The sequence below is a fragment of the Psychrobacter sp. NPDC077938 genome (genome assembly GCF_044542635.1).
In the GTDB taxonomy this organism is placed as follows: Bacteria; Pseudomonadota; Gammaproteobacteria; order Pseudomonadales; family Moraxellaceae; genus Psychrobacter.
The window spans coordinates 380,506-394,945 of record NZ_JBITUW010000003.1 but is presented as its reverse complement, the minus strand read 5'-3'; the positions used below and the strand labels follow the sequence as shown (position 1 = coordinate 394,945).

Sequence of the window (14,440 nt, the reverse complement as noted above, 5' to 3'; positions counted from 1 at the left end):
CTTAATTGTATCCAAGGTAAACAAGGTTAGACCGTATGTTAATCACAGAATTGGGTTATTTTGCCTTGCTGGCCGCTTTTATATTGGCGATTTTGCAGGTGGTACTACCAACCATTGGCGTCATGCGTGACCACGTCGCTTGGCAGCGTTTGGCGCCAAGTCTAGCATGGGCGCAATTTGCGGCAATGATTACCTCATTTGCAGCGCTGATGGCAGGCTTTTATTACAACGATTTTAGTCTCGTCTATGTCACTCAGCATTCCAATACATTGCTGCCTTGGTATTACAAGCTGTCGGCGACATGGGGCGGGCATGAAGGCTCACTGCTGCTTTGGATGACCATCATGGCCACTTGGTGTGCGCTGGTCTCTTACTTTAGTCGTGGGTTGCCGTTGTCTATGCGTGCGCGAGTGCTGGTGATATTGGCAGGCGTGCAGATGATGATGCTGGCGATGCTTATCTTTACCTCATCGCCATTTGATCGCACATTACCCAATCTACCTGTTGATGGCGCGGATCTAAACCCTGTATTACAAGATTTTGGTCTGATCATTCACCCGCCGATGCTTTATATGGGCTATGTGGGCATGGTTGTGCCATTTGCGTTTTGTATGGCAGCACTGTGGGAAGGGCGTTTGGATGCGGTATGGACACGTTGGTCGCGTCCATGGGCATTGGCTGCTTGGGGTTTCTTAACAGTCGGTATCGCGCTTGGCTCATGGTGGGCTTATTATGAGCTTGGCTGGGGCGGTTGGTGGTTCTGGGATCCAGTAGAGAACGCCTCATTGATGCCATGGTTGGCAGGGACGGCGCTACTACATTCACTTGCTGTCACCGAAAAACGCGGTGTATTTAAAGCATGGACGATTATGCTCGCAATCTTTGCTTTTGCGCTTAGCTTGCTTGGTACGTTCTTAGTACGTTCAGGTGTCATCACCTCAGTGCATTCGTTTGCCGCTGATCCGACGCGTGGTCTAGTGATTCTAGTCATCCTCGGTATCATCGTCGGCGGTGGTCTATTGATGTTTGCTATACGTGGCTGGCGTTTGACGGTCGAGAGTCAGTATCGACTTATCTCACGTGAATCATTTTTGGTAATTAATAACGTTATTATTCTAATTTCAACCTTAGTGGTACTACTTGGTACGCTATATCCTATTATTGCTGATGCCTTTAACTTAGGTCAGGTATCTGTTGGCCCTCCATACTTCAACGCCCTGTTTGTGCCGTTGACATGGCTGCTACTGGTGGCGATGGGTATGGGCTCTAATATCCGCTGGAAACAAGACAGCCGCCCGTTATTGGGTGCTGGTATGGTTATCGCGGTGAGCAGTTTGGTATTGGCCGCCATTATTACCTATTTCACCAGTCCATCAGCGATGCTAAATATCGGTGTCACATTGGCTGTGAGCTTTTGGGTGTTGTTATGGATGGTTGTCGATTTCAAAGACAAAACAAAAAATGCACCAAGTCGCTTAAACGGTTTACGCCAGTTGCGTTTGAGTTATTGGGGTCAGCAGACCGCTCATATTGGTGTCATCATTGCAGTTATCGGTGTGGCATTTACCAGTACGTTGAGCATCGAGCGTGATGTGGCATTAGGGCCCAACGACAGTGTCAATGTGCAAGGCTATGACTTTACGGTAAAAGGTTTTAGTGAAGTAAAAGGCAGTAACTTTGACGCCACCCAAGCAGAAGTAACAGTCAGTAAAGACGGTCAAGAAGTGACCACGTTATATCCTGAAAAGCGTAACTACATTATCAGTATGATGCCGATGACAGAAGCTGCGATTGATGCCAATTTGATGCGCGATGTCTACGTAGCACTTGGTGAGCCGATTGCTGAAGATAGCAATGAATGGGCTTTCCGTATCTATGTCAAACCGCTTATCCGCTGGATATGGTTGGGTGCACTTATCATGGCGTTCGGTGCATTGCTCAGTATGCTAGACAATCGTTACCGTATCAAAAAAACCAAAACACCTGCGCAAATCGCGGCCAAAAAATCAGGCTTTGCGACGGTTGCAGATTTGGATACGTCAGCTACAAAGATAGGGGAGCGTTAATATGACTACCTCAAACAATGAACCTGATAAAAAAGCTCAGCAAGAATCTGTCAACGAGATCAAAACACCAAGCAGCAATAAAGTAAAAACTAAGAAAAAACTTAAAATTGGGTTTTTGATTCCGTTGGTTATCTTTATTGGTTTGGTCGCTATGCTCTATATGCGTTTGGGCAAACCGACTGATATCGTGACCAATACGGCGCTTGAGCGTCCAGTACCTGCCTTTGAGCTGCCATTGTTATCAGATACCAGTCGTATTATGACCAATGACAACCTGCCAGATAAGCCATTCCTCATGAATATCTGGGGCTCTTGGTGTCCAACTTGTATTATTGAGCATCCTTTTTTGATGAAGTTAGAAGAGCGCGGTGTTAACTTGGTGGGCGTAAACTACAAAGATGATATTGGGGATGCGTTAGGGTACCTGAATCGCGGTGGCGACCCGTTCTCTATGTCTATTCAGGACTTATCAGGACAGTTCGCTCTAGATTTGGGTCTGACTGGTGCGCCTGAGACTTTCATCGTCGATGGGGATGGGATTATTCGTCAGCATATCATCGGTGAGATCAATGAGAGCAATTGGCAAAGTCGTATTACGCCTTGCTTAATGGTACTCAATGACGCTAGTAACAATGGTGTCAGTCCAGATCCGAGCCAAGTTGCGGAGGCGTGCAAATGATAGCCTACCAAATAAGAAATGTGACCATAAAATTAGCAAGCTTGTTTATCGCTTGTCTATTGAGCATAGCAAGCTTTGCTGCCATTGATGTCTACGATTTTGACTCTGTGCAACAAGAAGCACAATACCGTGGTCTCATCGAAGAGCTGCGTTGTCCAAAATGTCAAAACCAAAACTTGGCAGGGTCTGATGCACCAATTGCGCAAGACTTAAAGCAAAAAACCTATGATTTGATAAAAGATGGGCGTAGTGATGGCGAGATTCGAGCCTATATGCAAGAGCGTTATGGCGACTTTATCAGTTATAAGCCACCAGTACGCCCTTCAACATGGATTTTATGGTTTTTCCCACCATTATTATTGATTGTTTTATTGGTCGGTTGGTTTTGGCAAAGTAAACGCCGTCAGCTTGTCGCCAGCGGCGAGAGTGGTGTAGCAGTAGACAACCATGTCAAAGCGTTGTCTGCCGCTGAAAAAGCAGAACTTGATCGCTTATTGTCACGAGCCAATAACGATGACAAAGACGACACTACAAGCCTTGGGGGCAAAAAATGACCATATTTTCTACTGTTGGCTTATTTATTGCGCTAAGTTTACTTGTCGCTTTGTTGTTGGGCATTATCACCATTAAGCCGTGGTTAAGAGCACCGCGTTCGCATAGTAAGCCTGTGGACAATCAACTGCTGGATATCAACGTTGCTGTGTTTCGTGAGCGACTAGCAGAGCTGAAAACAGATAAAGACAGTGGTATCATTGATGACCATCACTATCAAAACCAAAAGCTTGAGCTTGAACGTCAGCTTTTGGACGCTCAGCGTGAAGTGTCACCGATGATCACGCCAGGTATCAAAAGCCGATTGATTATTATGGTTTGGGTGCCTGTATTGACCGCCATGGCATATCTGATGGTCGGTGATCGCACACCTGTCTTTGAGCTGTGGGCTGCTGAGGACAAAGTCGGTCAAGTGGCGGACGATCTATTAACAGGTAGAATCGATCAGCCACCTGCTTGGGCAATTGAGGATGGTAATCAGCTGATCAGTGCTATGCAGACTAACGTCTATCGTCATGCCAGTGACTACAATCGCTGGATGCGCCTATCAGAGCTATTCTTGTCATTAGAGGCGACTGATTCGGCGTTAGAGGCTTTGTCGCGCGCTTATCGTCTATCACCTGATAACGAAGAAATTGCGACCACTTATGCGCAGATCAGTTTCTTTGCTAATAAAGGTCAGTTAGATGCCAATAGCCGCCGAGTGTTAGAAAACATATTAGCCACAAACCCAGAGCATGAAGGCGCACAAATGCTTATGGCGATGGGTGAGGCTCGTGCTAGTAATTTTGATCAAGCGCAAGGCTGGATTAAACGTCTGCGTGACAGTATCGCGGCCAAACCAGGCGATCATACGCAAGCGCTATCAAGTCTAGATGAGCTTAGTGCTAATGTAATCATGCAGCAGCAGCAGGCTTCTGAAGGCGTCGAGGTGACAGTCAAAATAAATGCTAGTCTGTTACCATTGGTAAAAGCTGACGATACGCTATTCGTAGCGATACGTGACGTAAAAGGTGGTCCACCATTTGCGGCTAAGCGTCTACCAATTAGCAATATCAAACAAGGCGAAGCAGTTATTAGCCTAAGTGATCTTGATGCTATGATGCCTGAGCGTACCCTAGGATCGGCTCGTTCTGATAAAGTGCAGTTAGCGGTCATCGCTCGTATCAGTCATAGTGGCAATGCTACCGCAGAGTCAGGCGACCTCTCGGGCAATCCCGTGGTTATCAGCGCAGAACAAAATCAGGTCAACGTGGAAATCAATCAACAAGTGCCATAGTCATAGTAGTCATATAAATACCGGACGCTAATGGTATTTATCATATAGACGCTGTTGCTCAGTACGGACGCGAGCAGCAGTGTTATGATTACTCTAATTTGAAAGAGATATGAAGTGAACCCAAATATATAAATGGGCATTCCAAACGCAGTCAATGCTGCTACTTTTTATCTTGAATTGACCATGTATGAACAGATAAGTCATGCCAACTTATCACATCAATAATGAAAATACTTGAGCTTTGCAGGGCCACAAGGTAAGGTAGCTTTGCAAACAACTAATCCCAGAGTTTTATTAATCCCAAAATCCTATCTATTAAGGAGAGTCGTGTAATGATGCGTATTATTTTACTAGGACCACCAGGCGCCGGTAAAGGTACCCAAGCCCAGTTTATTTCTAAAGAATATGATATTCCACAGATCTCAACTGGCGACATGCTACGTGCAGCAATTAAAGAAGGTAGCGAGCTTGGCAAAAAAGCCAAAGATATCATGAATGCTGGTGGTTTGGTTTCTGATGACCTTATTATCAACCTAGTGAAAGAGCGTATCGCTAAGCCTGATTGTGTGAATGGTTGTATCCTAGATGGCTTCCCGCGCACTATTCCTCAAGCGCAAGCACTTGCAGACGCTGATGTTGCTATCGACCATGTTATCGAAATCAGTGTACCTGATGATGAAATCGTGAGCCGTTTGTCTGGCCGTCGTCAGCATCCAGGTTCAGGCCGCGTTTATCATGTCGATCACAATCCACCAAAGGTTGAAGGCATCGATGACGTCACTGGTGAAGCGCTTATCCAGCGTGAAGATGATCAAGAAGCGACTATTCGTGACCGTCTATCTACTTATCATGAGCAAACGTCAGCATTGGTTGGTTTTTACCAAGACAAAGCTAAAGAAGGCGATGATGCGCCTAACTATGACAAGTTTGATGGTACGCAAGGTATTGATGACGTTAAGCAGCAAATCCTATCTGCACTAAAAGGTTAATTATCGATGTTAGCTAATTGATTTAGCCAGTCGATGTAGTCGTTGAAGACCCTGTCTAATAGCAGGGTTTTTTTATAGCTGATGATTTTATGCCTCATAAAACATACCCACAAAAAAACCGCTTACTCATTATAAGTAAACGGCCTTTTATCAAATATACGACTGGTAGAGCTCATATATTTTAATTAATGCTTATGCGTTACCTTGAGCATCAACTTGTGCTTGCTGTTGGCTCTGTGCATATGCTTGATCAAAGTTCACAGGTGCTAGTAGCAATTGTGGGAAGCTACCACGCGTCACGATGTCGCTGATGACTTCACGAGCATATGGGAACAACACGTTAGGGCAGTATGCGCCCAAAATTTGACCGATTTGATCTTCCGGAATATCTTTTAGTAAGAAGATACCTGCTTGATGCACTTCAGCGATAAATGCTGCTTCTTCCGCATTTTTGGCAGTAACGCTCACAGTTAGGATGATTTGATAATGATCGTCATCTAGTTTTTCAGCGTTGCTAGACAAATTGATATCAAGCTCTGGGTTCCATTCTTTGGTGAATACGCTAGCGCCTGGGACTTCAAGTGACATGTCTTTTACGTAGATGCGTTCTAGTGCCAATTGTGGTTGTGCTTGTTCTTCAGCCATGGTAAATCCTCTAAAATTAAATCAAATGATTGGGCAAATCGTCATTTTAATAAACGTTCATTGTAATATAAATCGAGACTATTTTTTGGTATTGTCTCGATATTTTTTATTGTTACTTCTTACTGCTCTATTAAAACCAGCCACTGCCTATCTTTACATAAATAAAGACAGACAGTAAAGAAAGGTAGCAGATTAACCTGCCAATAGCTCGTCAAGCTTGCCTTGTTGGTTCATTTGGTTAAGCTCATCAAAACCACCGACAAAGGTTTCACCAACAAAGATTTGCGGCACAGTGCGGTAGTTATTGGTTTTTTTCATCAACGCTTGACGCTCTTCGCTGCTCATATCGTGCATGCCGATTTCTTCATAATCAACGCCTTTGGTTTTTAGTAGTTGTTTGGCGTTTGAGCAGTATGGGCAGATAGGGGTAGTGTAAACTTTTACAGATACAGTCATGGTAAATCCTTATTTATAAATTTATGGGATAACAAACGTATTATAGAGAGCATGATAAATTATCATAGTCTAAGCGTTGGTATAGTCTGTTATCAATGAGTAAAGCAAAAATGCATTCGGTGATGCTCATTACTAAAGTGGGGATGGGCATAACAAATTCAAGCCGTTTTGGCTCAAAACGTATTTTAGTGCTATAAAACATGATAAATAGAACATAAAAAATAAACCACAAAAAAAGACACCTGATAAAAAGGTGTCTTCTTTATAGCGTTGGTAGCGCTGATAACGTCAGTCAGGTCACACAAACATCAGCTAAGAGATGCGTATAAACGCTTCACTTAAGTGCTTATACACATCTATTACTTGCTTAGACTTGGTTTTGTTTTACCTTTAGCCTTTGCTTTGGCGTCTTTTACACCAACCAACGGCATGCCAGCGCCTTGCCAGCCGCCAATACCGCCATCTAAGCGATAGACACTATCTTTACCAATCATCTGAATCGCAGCGCCTGCTTGGACGCCCATGTCGCAGATGATAATCACTGGCTGCTCAATCGCGCGAATCTCTTCTAAGCGGTCTTTGAGGTCAGTGAATGGTATGTTACGGCTGCCTTGAATATAGCCTGATTCAAACTTCTTCTTAGCGCGAATATCGATAAGCTGCGCGTTTTGAGAATTGACCATCATGCCAAGCGTGTTAGGCGATATTTTTCTACCGCTACGTTTGTTTTCAATCGTAAAAAACAGTATAGCAAGTACGGCTAATATACCAAATAAAAACGGGTGGTTGCCCACAAATTCCAGCGCACGATCCAAACCATACCTCCAAAAAAATAAGTGTTCTATTAAGCTGAGAAGACAGCCCAATGATATCGAACAAGGCGCTATTATACCGATAAGGCCATCTATAGTAAACGGGCGATGACACGCGCAGTAATTAGGCCGTTATTGCACCTATCTATGGATCTTCTCAGCCTAATAAAAATATCTACTCACAAGACCGCGTTTAATTAAAGCGGTCACTAACAAGCCAAATATTAATAAGGCTTCGTATCTGCCTCTTCTCGTAGCGTGACGAGGTTTTCAACGCGGCGCTGCAATACTTCACCATCAGCTACGGCTTGCCATAGTGCACAGCCTTTGCTGTTGTGAGTATGGCGACAGTCACGGAATTGGCAACCGCCGGCCAATGGTGCTAGCTCAACGAAGCCCGAAATAATATCATCAGGGGTGAGGTGCCAAATGCCATATTCACGAATCCCTGGTGTATCGACGATACCGCCTTGGGTGAGGTCTTCTGGGTTAAATGGGAGGAGTCGGCTGGTCGTCGTGGTGTGCTGCCCGAGCTTAGAGTTTTGTGAGATGATATTGACGCTCTGACCAGAGTCAGGCAGTAGGGCATTGATTAAACTGCTTTTGCCGACGCCAGATTGACCCGCGAAGATGACCAGCTTTTTATCTATATAGCGTTTTAGTTCATCAAGGCCTTCTTGCTCATCACTCTCGGCGATATTTTCAGGGCAATCGACCGAAGTCAGAACGCTCTCATAACCAAGCGCGGCATACTGCGCCAATAACTCATTGGTATCCACGCCGTTCTCTTCTGCCAATAAGTCGGCTTTGTTGAGTACCAATAGTGGTTTGACACCTGCATGATGGCATACCACAAGATAGCGATCGATCAGCGTTGGCGCAGCGGCAGGCAATGGCGCAAAAACAATCGCCAAAATATCGACGTTGGCGGCAACAGGTTTGAGCTTATGATAGCGGTCAGGACGAGAAACCAGCGATGTACGCGGTTTGACCGCTTCGATACGACCAAAGCCAGTATTAGAGTCAGCATTCCAGCGTACTTGATCGCCAGCAGCTAGCATCGGTAGATTGGTACGCACATGACAGCGCCAGATATCATTCAATTCAAGCGTTTGCCAAAACGGCTCAGGATCATCAGGTGCAATCTCTGGCTGCTCAGGTATGACAGCTGGCAGGCTAGTGACTTGTACTTCTAGTTGCTTACCGTAATGCGCCATGACCACGCCATCCATCAAACTGTCATCAATACTATCTTGATTGGACAGTTGCTGCTTGTCGATGCGACGAATCTGTTGTTTAGTCAGTTTGCGTTGCCGGATTAATGCCATGGGTTTTTGACCTATTATAAAAATATTGCTAAGTGTAGCGTGAAAATTTGCTAACATACAGCCTAAAGCGTCTGCGGCAGACAGTGGTTTTGTAATATTTTAGCTGCTTTCTAGATTTTTTGAATCAATCAGTGCATTGCAATGCTGCCTGAATATGAGTATTCAACCGTAATACGTTTTTTGAATTATCTTTAAAACTGTCCCAAAATTTAATGACCATAGGATATTGTATGACTACCGGTGACCATCCCAATAAGATTAAAATCAAAAATCAAGGCAAAAAAGGGCTGGTGTGGATTGATTTAGAAATGACCGGACTTGATACCTTAAACGATGAGATTATCGAGATTGCTACTGTCGTTACTGACGAAGATTTGAATGTACTTGCTGAAGGGCCTGTGTTTGCTATCAAGGTATCAGATCAAGTCTTAAATAAAATGGATGACTGGAATACCAAGCAGCATGGTCAATCAGGATTGGTCGATCGTGTACGTCGTAGTACGGTGACATTGGCAGAAGCCGAAGCGGAGACCATCAAGTTCCTGAATAAATGGGTTGATAGTGGTAAGTCGCCAATGTGTGGTAACTCTATTTGCCAAGATCGTCGATTTATGGCGCGCCAAATGCCAGAACTTGAGCGGTTCTTTCATTATCGCAATCTTGACGTATCATCAATTAAAGAGCTTTGTTTCCGCTGGCGTCCTGATATCTTAAAGAACTTCGAAAAAGGGGGCAGTCATTTAGCCTTAGACGATATTCGTGACTCTATCCGTGAGCTAAAGCACTATCGTCAACATTTCTTTAAGCTAATACCTTAAAAAACTGGCAAGAGATAAGCTATTTAAAAGTGTAGTAAAAGAATTGTAGTAAAAATAAAAAGGGTCTGTTGATATTTCAACAGACCCTTTTGTTTTCTAGATAGGTTCAACGATCAAGTCAAACAAGCATTGTAAACTCAAACAATCCAAACTCAGCAGCATTACTGCTTAAATCGTTACTACTAAAATCGTCATTTGAATGCTGGTCATCTGTCACTGCGCCAATCACGGCGCTAACTTTCGGCTGGCGAGTGTCTTTATCTAATAATCGCCAGTCGCCAAGCACGTAGCGCTTTTTATTAGCAGTCGCCTGATGAATGTCTGGACGATGAGTATGTCCGTGTAATAATGCATCGCTAGTAGTAATGGCTTGACGTACGGCTTTATCATTCACATCCATGATATGCGCAGCTTTGTTCGCATTGTTCTGCTGGCTTCGTTGACGCATGTTGTCTGCGATGGCTAAGCGTTTTTCTAATGACTTATTGAGCAGATACCACTGAGTTAAACGATTGCGCATAATTTTGCGAAAGAACTGATATTTTTTATCATCAGTACAGAGTGCGTCACCGTGCTCTAAGCGATAATTCTGCTGACCAATAGGCAAAGTATACGGCTCGTTGATTAGCTCACCGCCGAACAGATTACAAAACGGCTGACCCAATAAAAAATCACGGTTACCGTGCATGACCAATATCTCACAGCCATTGATACGTAGCTGTTTTAGCTTTGCAATCAATGGGGTGAGCCAATGCGCTATCTGCTCGTCTTCTGACCTTTTCTCTTTTAATAGGGACAAGTAGGTATCATCACCTAGCCACACCTCAAACCAATCACCCAATATAAAGAGGCGTTTGAGCGCTGGTAGGGCAAGACAGTCATCTAATAGCGCCAAAAAAGCCTGCACTAAGGCAGGCTCCTGAGGCGATAAATGCAAATCGCTAATCAATACTTGCCGCACTTGATGAGGGCGGGTCGTGATTAAGTGATTAAAACTTTGCATTTATCTTGGTCCTCGTGACTTATCTTATGGCGAGCATGATTTAATAAACTCTACTAGAAAATGCTCGCTCATTCACAGCTATCGCTAAGTAACTATTACTGAGTAGCTGCTATTGAATGACTATTACTGAGTAATGATGGTTGCTGAGTTGATAACAACTGGCTCTTTTGGCACATCAGCATGCATACCGAAACGACCAGTTGGTACGCTGCGCATTTTTTCGATAACGTCCATACCGCTTGTTACTTTACCAAATACGGTGTAACCCCAACCTTGCATGTTTTTGCCAGAGTGGTTTAGGAAGTCGTTGTCTTTTACGTTGATGAAGAACTGGCTAGTTGCTGAATGCGGATCTTGGGTACGCGCCATTGCGATAGTACCTTTGTCATTTTTTAGACCATTGTCCGCTTCGTTTTCGATAGGCGCATTGGTTGGTTTTTCATTCATCTCAGCGTCCATTCCGCCGCCTTGAATCATGAAACCATCAATGATGCGATGGAAAATTGTACCGTCATACTGACCAGATTTTACGTAGTTTAAAAAGTTTTCTACGGTTTTTGGTGCTTTTTCTTCGTTGAGTTCGATAACGATCGCACCCATATTAGTTTCAAGTTCTACTACTGGTGGCATGTCTACCATGAGATATTCCTTTTTGATTGCAGCGCCTTAAATAGCACTATTGTGAGTGGTGGTTAAAAAGTTACGGGTAGTCTAACGGCTTTTTTATCCCGTGTCATGTATCAGGCTGTTAATGCGTTTGCGAAACCTGATAGAATAACGCAACTTTACCCATTTTTGATAAATTTTGATAATGCGGTCGCACTATCTAAGTTTTAATATTCTCGCTTTATTTTAACACTTTAGTTTAAACGTTTCGTGATGCGTGATGGCACGCACCATGAACTGACAATTTGCGTTAGGAGCAATGCCCGATGAGTGATCACTCAAGCAACAATGCACAAAAAGACGAAGCAAAAAACGATTTTATTCGTAATATCATTCGTGACGATGTCAATGCGCAAAAATATCAGCAAATTGTAACGCGCTTTCCGCCTGAGCCAAATGGCTACCTGCATTTAGGCCACGTAAAATCTATCTGCTTAAACTTTGGTGTGGCTAAAGAATTCGGCGGTGTGTGCAATCTGCGTTTTGATGACACCAACCCAACCGCTGAAAAGCAAGATTACATCGACAATATTAAGAACGATGTACAGTGGTTAGGTTTTGAGTGGGCAGGCGAGGCGCATCATGCCTCAGGTTATTTTGATCAGTTGCATGCATGGGCAATCCAATTGATTGAGCAAGGCGACGCTTATGTTGATTTGCAAACCCCTGAGCAAATCAAAGAAAACCGTGGTTCATTCAATGAAGCGGGAACACCTTCACCATATCGTGATGCCAGTGTTGAAGAAAACCTAGCGCTTTTTAATGATATGAAAGACGGTAAATACGCTGAAGGAAAGGCTATTTTGCGTGCCAAGATTGATATGGCTAGCCCAAATATGAACCTGCGTGATCCTGTTATCTATCGCGTGATGCATCAAGCGCATCATCAGACTGGTGATAAATGGTGCATCTATCCAATGTATGACTTTGCTCATCCACTCTCGGATGCGTTAGAAGGGATTACCCATTCATTATGTACGCTTGAGTTTGAAGATCACCGTCCGTTCTATGATTGGGTTATTGCAAAAATCGGCTTTGACGTGCCGCCGCATCAGTACGAGTTTAGCCGCTTAAACGTTGATCATACATTGACCAGTAAGCGTAAGCTGAAGCAACTGGTAGATGAAGGTATCGTCAGTGGTTGGGATGATCCCCGTATGCCGACCGTTGCTGGCATGCGTCGCCGTGGTTATACGCCAGAGGGCTTACGCGATTTTTGTGAGCGTGTGGGTGTGACCAAAGCGGATAGTGTGGTTGATTTCCGTTTGCTAGAGTTTAGCGTTCGTCAATCGTTAGAGACGACTACTGGTCGCGGTATGGCGGTACTAAAGCCATTGAAAGTGACGATCACTAACTTTAGCGAAGCGGTCAGCAGCTGGGAGACGCAAAAAGCCGATAGCGTTAATGCACGTTTTGACGATGCGACTCAGACGCTTTGGTTGACTCAGCCGAACCATCCTAACGTGGATATGGGTGAGCGTGAGATTCCATTTACCGAGACGCTATACATTGATCAAGGTGATTATGAAATTGAACCGCCAGCAGGCTACAAGCGTCTCTCTCCAGAAAAGCCAGAGATTCGTCTGCGTAACACCTATGTGTTAGCCGTCACTGAGCATATCACTGATGAAAATGGTAATGTCGTTGAGCTAAAAGCGACGATTGATCCTGCTACTTTGGGCAATAACCCTGAAGGGCGTAAGGTCAAAGGCGTGATTCATTGGGTATCAGCCAGTCAAGGTGTGCCAGCGACAGTACGTATGTATGAGCAGTTATTCAGTGCTGAGGACCCAAGTGGCGTCGCTGATGTTCATCAAGCGCTAAACCCGAACTCGCTCACTGAGCTAAATGCAGTGGTTGAGCCATCTTTGGTCAATGCAGATGCTGGCACGCGCTTCCAGTTTGAGCGTGAAGGTTACTTCATCTCTGACAGCGAAGATCACAGCACTGATAAGCCAGTATTTAACCAAATCGTTAGCTTACGTGATAGCTATAAGCCAGCTTAATTTATGTTGGCTTAGTATTTAAAAGTATCCTTATCCAAATGAATATTTTGAAATAATACTGAACAATAGTAGTTTGCAAGTTAGCCTATTTCTAGTACGCTAGGGATGGGCTTTTTTATGTGCAGTTATTATGTGCAGTTACAAAGTTGAGCATAGTAAGATTTGAGGAAATAAGAATGGCAAAGTTTCTAAACAGCAGTGGTACAACGTATCATTTAGAAGAGTTGATTAAAAACGCTTCTGACAGGTTGATTATTATTAGCCCATATTTGAAGCTTAATGAACGTATCAAAGAATTATTGGAAGACCGCAACCGCCTCAAGATCGACATTCGCATTGTTTATGGTAAGAATGACTTACATCCTGAAGAAATAAACTGGCTCAAAAACCTGACCTTTATTCGTACTAGCTTTTGCAAAAACTTACATGCGAAATGCTACCTGAATGAAAATGAATGCATTATTACCAGTTTAAATCTTTATGAGTTTAGCCAAGTTAATAACAATGAGATGGGTGTACTGATTTATCGTAATGATGATGCCAAACTTTATGCCGATACCTATGAGGAAGCGCAGCGCATCATTCGTATCAGTGATGAAGTGAGAATGTCTCTTGAAAAAGTGACCGAAACTGAAAGTAAGTCTGAGCCTAGTACCAAAACAACAAACTCTACTACCAACGTAAACGGTAACTCTACGACAGAAATCACACCTAATTACTCTAAACTGACCACCGCCAAGCTTGCTAAAGAGTTGGGCTTTAAAACGCAAGAGTTGAATGAAAAGCTACTTGCAGCGGGTTATCTAGAAGCGCAAGATGGTGAGCTAGTATTGACTGATGCTGGACGTGCAGCTGGTGGTACCAGTAAAAAGGGTAAGTTTGGCGAGTTTTGCTTATGGGATGCAGGTATGGTGGTTTGATTATTTATCAAAGATGCTTGTCCATAAAATTCATTAAAAAATTTGTCCATCATCTTAGAGATAAATGGAATAACCGCATTACAATCCGTCACAAGACATTCATAACCAGTTTGTTAAGATAAAGTCAGTTTTTACGGATGTGCTTTATGTTATATTTGATAGCTGAGCACGTCGATGATGATAATAATAGAACGCGAGGCCGACGTGTCGATATAAGCGTT

The 14,440-nt window shown here is 43.7% G+C and carries 14 protein-coding genes; 8 read left to right on the top strand and 6 right to left on the bottom strand.

From position 1 onward, the window contains the following. The first annotated feature begins 35 nt into the window (after nt 1–35). The 5 genes from ACIGBM_RS07605 to adk all read left to right on the top strand — a co-directional run bounded on the left by ACIGBM_RS07605 (nt 36) and on the right by adk (nt 5,565). Nucleotides 36–2,066, top strand: coding sequence for a heme lyase CcmF/NrfE family subunit (locus ACIGBM_RS07605; RefSeq protein WP_397477303.1), 2,031 nt, complete (start codon nt 36–38; stop codon nt 2,064–2,066). A gap of 1 nt (nt 2,067) precedes the next feature. Continuing rightward, entirely contained in the window at nt 2,068–2,745 is a 678-nt protein-coding gene (locus tag ACIGBM_RS07600; RefSeq protein ID WP_397477302.1) for a DsbE family thiol:disulfide interchange protein, read from the top strand. Beyond that, entirely contained in the window at nt 2,742–3,299 is a 558-nt protein-coding gene (locus tag ACIGBM_RS07595) for a cytochrome c-type biogenesis protein (protein ID WP_397477301.1), read from the top strand. The genes ACIGBM_RS07600 and ACIGBM_RS07595 overlap by 4 nt, the downstream gene beginning before the upstream one ends. After that, nucleotides 3,296–4,576 (top strand): c-type cytochrome biogenesis protein CcmI, encoded by a 1,281-nt coding sequence (gene ccmI / locus ACIGBM_RS07590; RefSeq protein WP_397477300.1) that lies wholly within the window; start codon nt 3,296–3,298, stop codon nt 4,574–4,576. The genes ACIGBM_RS07595 and ccmI overlap by 4 nt, the downstream gene beginning before the upstream one ends. A 335-nt stretch (nt 4,577–4,911) precedes the next feature. Next, on the top strand, nt 4,912–5,565 hold the full coding sequence (gene adk, locus ACIGBM_RS07585) for an adenylate kinase (protein WP_180952604.1): 654 nt from the start codon (nt 4,912–4,914) through the stop codon (nt 5,563–5,565). A gap of 192 nt (nt 5,566–5,757) precedes the next feature. On the opposite strand, the gene secB is transcribed toward adk, so the two are convergent. From secB to rsgA, 4 genes are all read right to left on the bottom strand, one after another. Next, nucleotides 5,758–6,210 carry a protein-export chaperone SecB gene (gene secB, locus ACIGBM_RS07580; protein ID WP_057760989.1) on the bottom strand — a complete coding sequence of 151 codons (453 nt, stop codon included), beginning with the start codon at nt 6,208–6,210 and terminating at the stop codon, nt 5,758–5,760. 192 nt (nt 6,211–6,402) lie between these two features. Beyond that, nucleotides 6,403–6,666: a glutaredoxin 3 gene (gene grxC, locus ACIGBM_RS07575; protein ID WP_021813631.1), complete on the bottom strand. Its 264-nt coding sequence runs from the start codon at nt 6,664–6,666 to the stop codon at nt 6,403–6,405. A gap of 359 nt (nt 6,667–7,025) precedes the next feature. Further along, nucleotides 7,026–7,481, bottom strand: coding sequence for a rhodanese-like domain-containing protein (locus ACIGBM_RS07570; RefSeq protein ID WP_201567342.1), 456 nt, complete (start codon nt 7,479–7,481; stop codon nt 7,026–7,028). 221 nt (nt 7,482–7,702) lie between these two features. After that, nucleotides 7,703–8,806, bottom strand: a complete 1,104-nt coding sequence (rsgA, locus tag ACIGBM_RS07565) for a ribosome small subunit-dependent GTPase A (RefSeq protein WP_057760985.1) — start codon at nt 8,804–8,806, stop codon at nt 7,703–7,705. A 230-nt stretch (nt 8,807–9,036) separates the two neighbouring features. Here rsgA and orn point away from each other — a divergent pair, with 230 nt between their 5' ends. Further along, the gene (orn, locus tag ACIGBM_RS07560) at nt 9,037–9,624 is read left to right on the top strand and encodes an oligoribonuclease (protein ID WP_057760984.1); all 588 of its coding nucleotides are present in this window, start codon (nt 9,037–9,039) and stop codon (nt 9,622–9,624) included. Nucleotides 9,625–9,742: 118 nt separating this feature from the next. Here orn and ACIGBM_RS07555 read toward each other — a convergent pair whose 3' ends face one another. Further along, nucleotides 9,743–10,627 (bottom strand): UDP-2,3-diacylglucosamine diphosphatase, encoded by an 885-nt coding sequence (locus ACIGBM_RS07555; protein ID WP_397477299.1) that lies wholly within the window; start codon nt 10,625–10,627, stop codon nt 9,743–9,745. A 123-nt stretch (nt 10,628–10,750) separates the two neighbouring features. Continuing rightward, nucleotides 10,751–11,266, bottom strand: coding sequence for a peptidylprolyl isomerase (locus ACIGBM_RS07550; RefSeq protein ID WP_057760980.1), 516 nt, complete (start codon nt 11,264–11,266; stop codon nt 10,751–10,753). Between the two features lie 293 nt (nt 11,267–11,559). Between ACIGBM_RS07550 and ACIGBM_RS07545 the strand changes: the two genes are divergently transcribed. Further along, entirely contained in the window at nt 11,560–13,299 is a 1,740-nt protein-coding gene (locus ACIGBM_RS07545; RefSeq protein WP_397477298.1) for a glutamine--tRNA ligase/YqeY domain fusion protein, read from the top strand. A 176-nt stretch (nt 13,300–13,475) separates the two neighbouring features. Further along, a complete protein-coding gene (locus ACIGBM_RS07540; RefSeq protein WP_397477297.1) occupies nt 13,476–14,219 on the top strand; it encodes a phospholipase D family protein in 744 nt (247 codons plus the stop codon). Nucleotides 14,220–14,440: the final 221 nt, after the last annotated feature.

Coding starts and splice junctions, on each gene's coding strand:
- ACIGBM_RS07550 (WP_057760980.1), bottom strand. CDS start 11,266: ATGGTAGACATGCCACCAGTAGTAGAACTTGAAACTAATATGGGTGCG.
- ACIGBM_RS07595 (WP_397477301.1), top strand. CDS start 2,742: ATGATAGCCTACCAAATAAGAAATGTGACCATAAAATTAGCAAGCTTG.
- grxC (WP_021813631.1), bottom strand. CDS start 6,666: ATGACTGTATCTGTAAAAGTTTACACTACCCCTATCTGCCCATACTGC.
- ccmI (WP_397477300.1), top strand. CDS start 3,296: ATGACCATATTTTCTACTGTTGGCTTATTTATTGCGCTAAGTTTACTT.
- ACIGBM_RS07555 (WP_397477299.1), bottom strand. CDS start 10,627: ATGCAAAGTTTTAATCACTTAATCACGACCCGCCCTCATCAAGTGCGG.
- secB (WP_057760989.1), bottom strand. CDS start 6,210: ATGGCTGAAGAACAAGCACAACCACAATTGGCACTAGAACGCATCTAC.
- rsgA (WP_057760985.1), bottom strand. CDS start 8,806: ATGGCATTAATCCGGCAACGCAAACTGACTAAACAACAGATTCGTCGC.
- adk (WP_180952604.1), top strand. CDS start 4,912: ATGCGTATTATTTTACTAGGACCACCAGGCGCCGGTAAAGGTACCCAA.
- ACIGBM_RS07605 (WP_397477303.1), top strand. CDS start 36: ATGTTAATCACAGAATTGGGTTATTTTGCCTTGCTGGCCGCTTTTATA.
- ACIGBM_RS07540 (WP_397477297.1), top strand. CDS start 13,476: ATGGCAAAGTTTCTAAACAGCAGTGGTACAACGTATCATTTAGAAGAG.
- ACIGBM_RS07600 (WP_397477302.1), top strand. CDS start 2,068: ATGACTACCTCAAACAATGAACCTGATAAAAAAGCTCAGCAAGAATCT.
- orn (WP_057760984.1), top strand. CDS start 9,037: ATGACTACCGGTGACCATCCCAATAAGATTAAAATCAAAAATCAAGGC.
- ACIGBM_RS07545 (WP_397477298.1), top strand. CDS start 11,560: ATGAGTGATCACTCAAGCAACAATGCACAAAAAGACGAAGCAAAAAAC.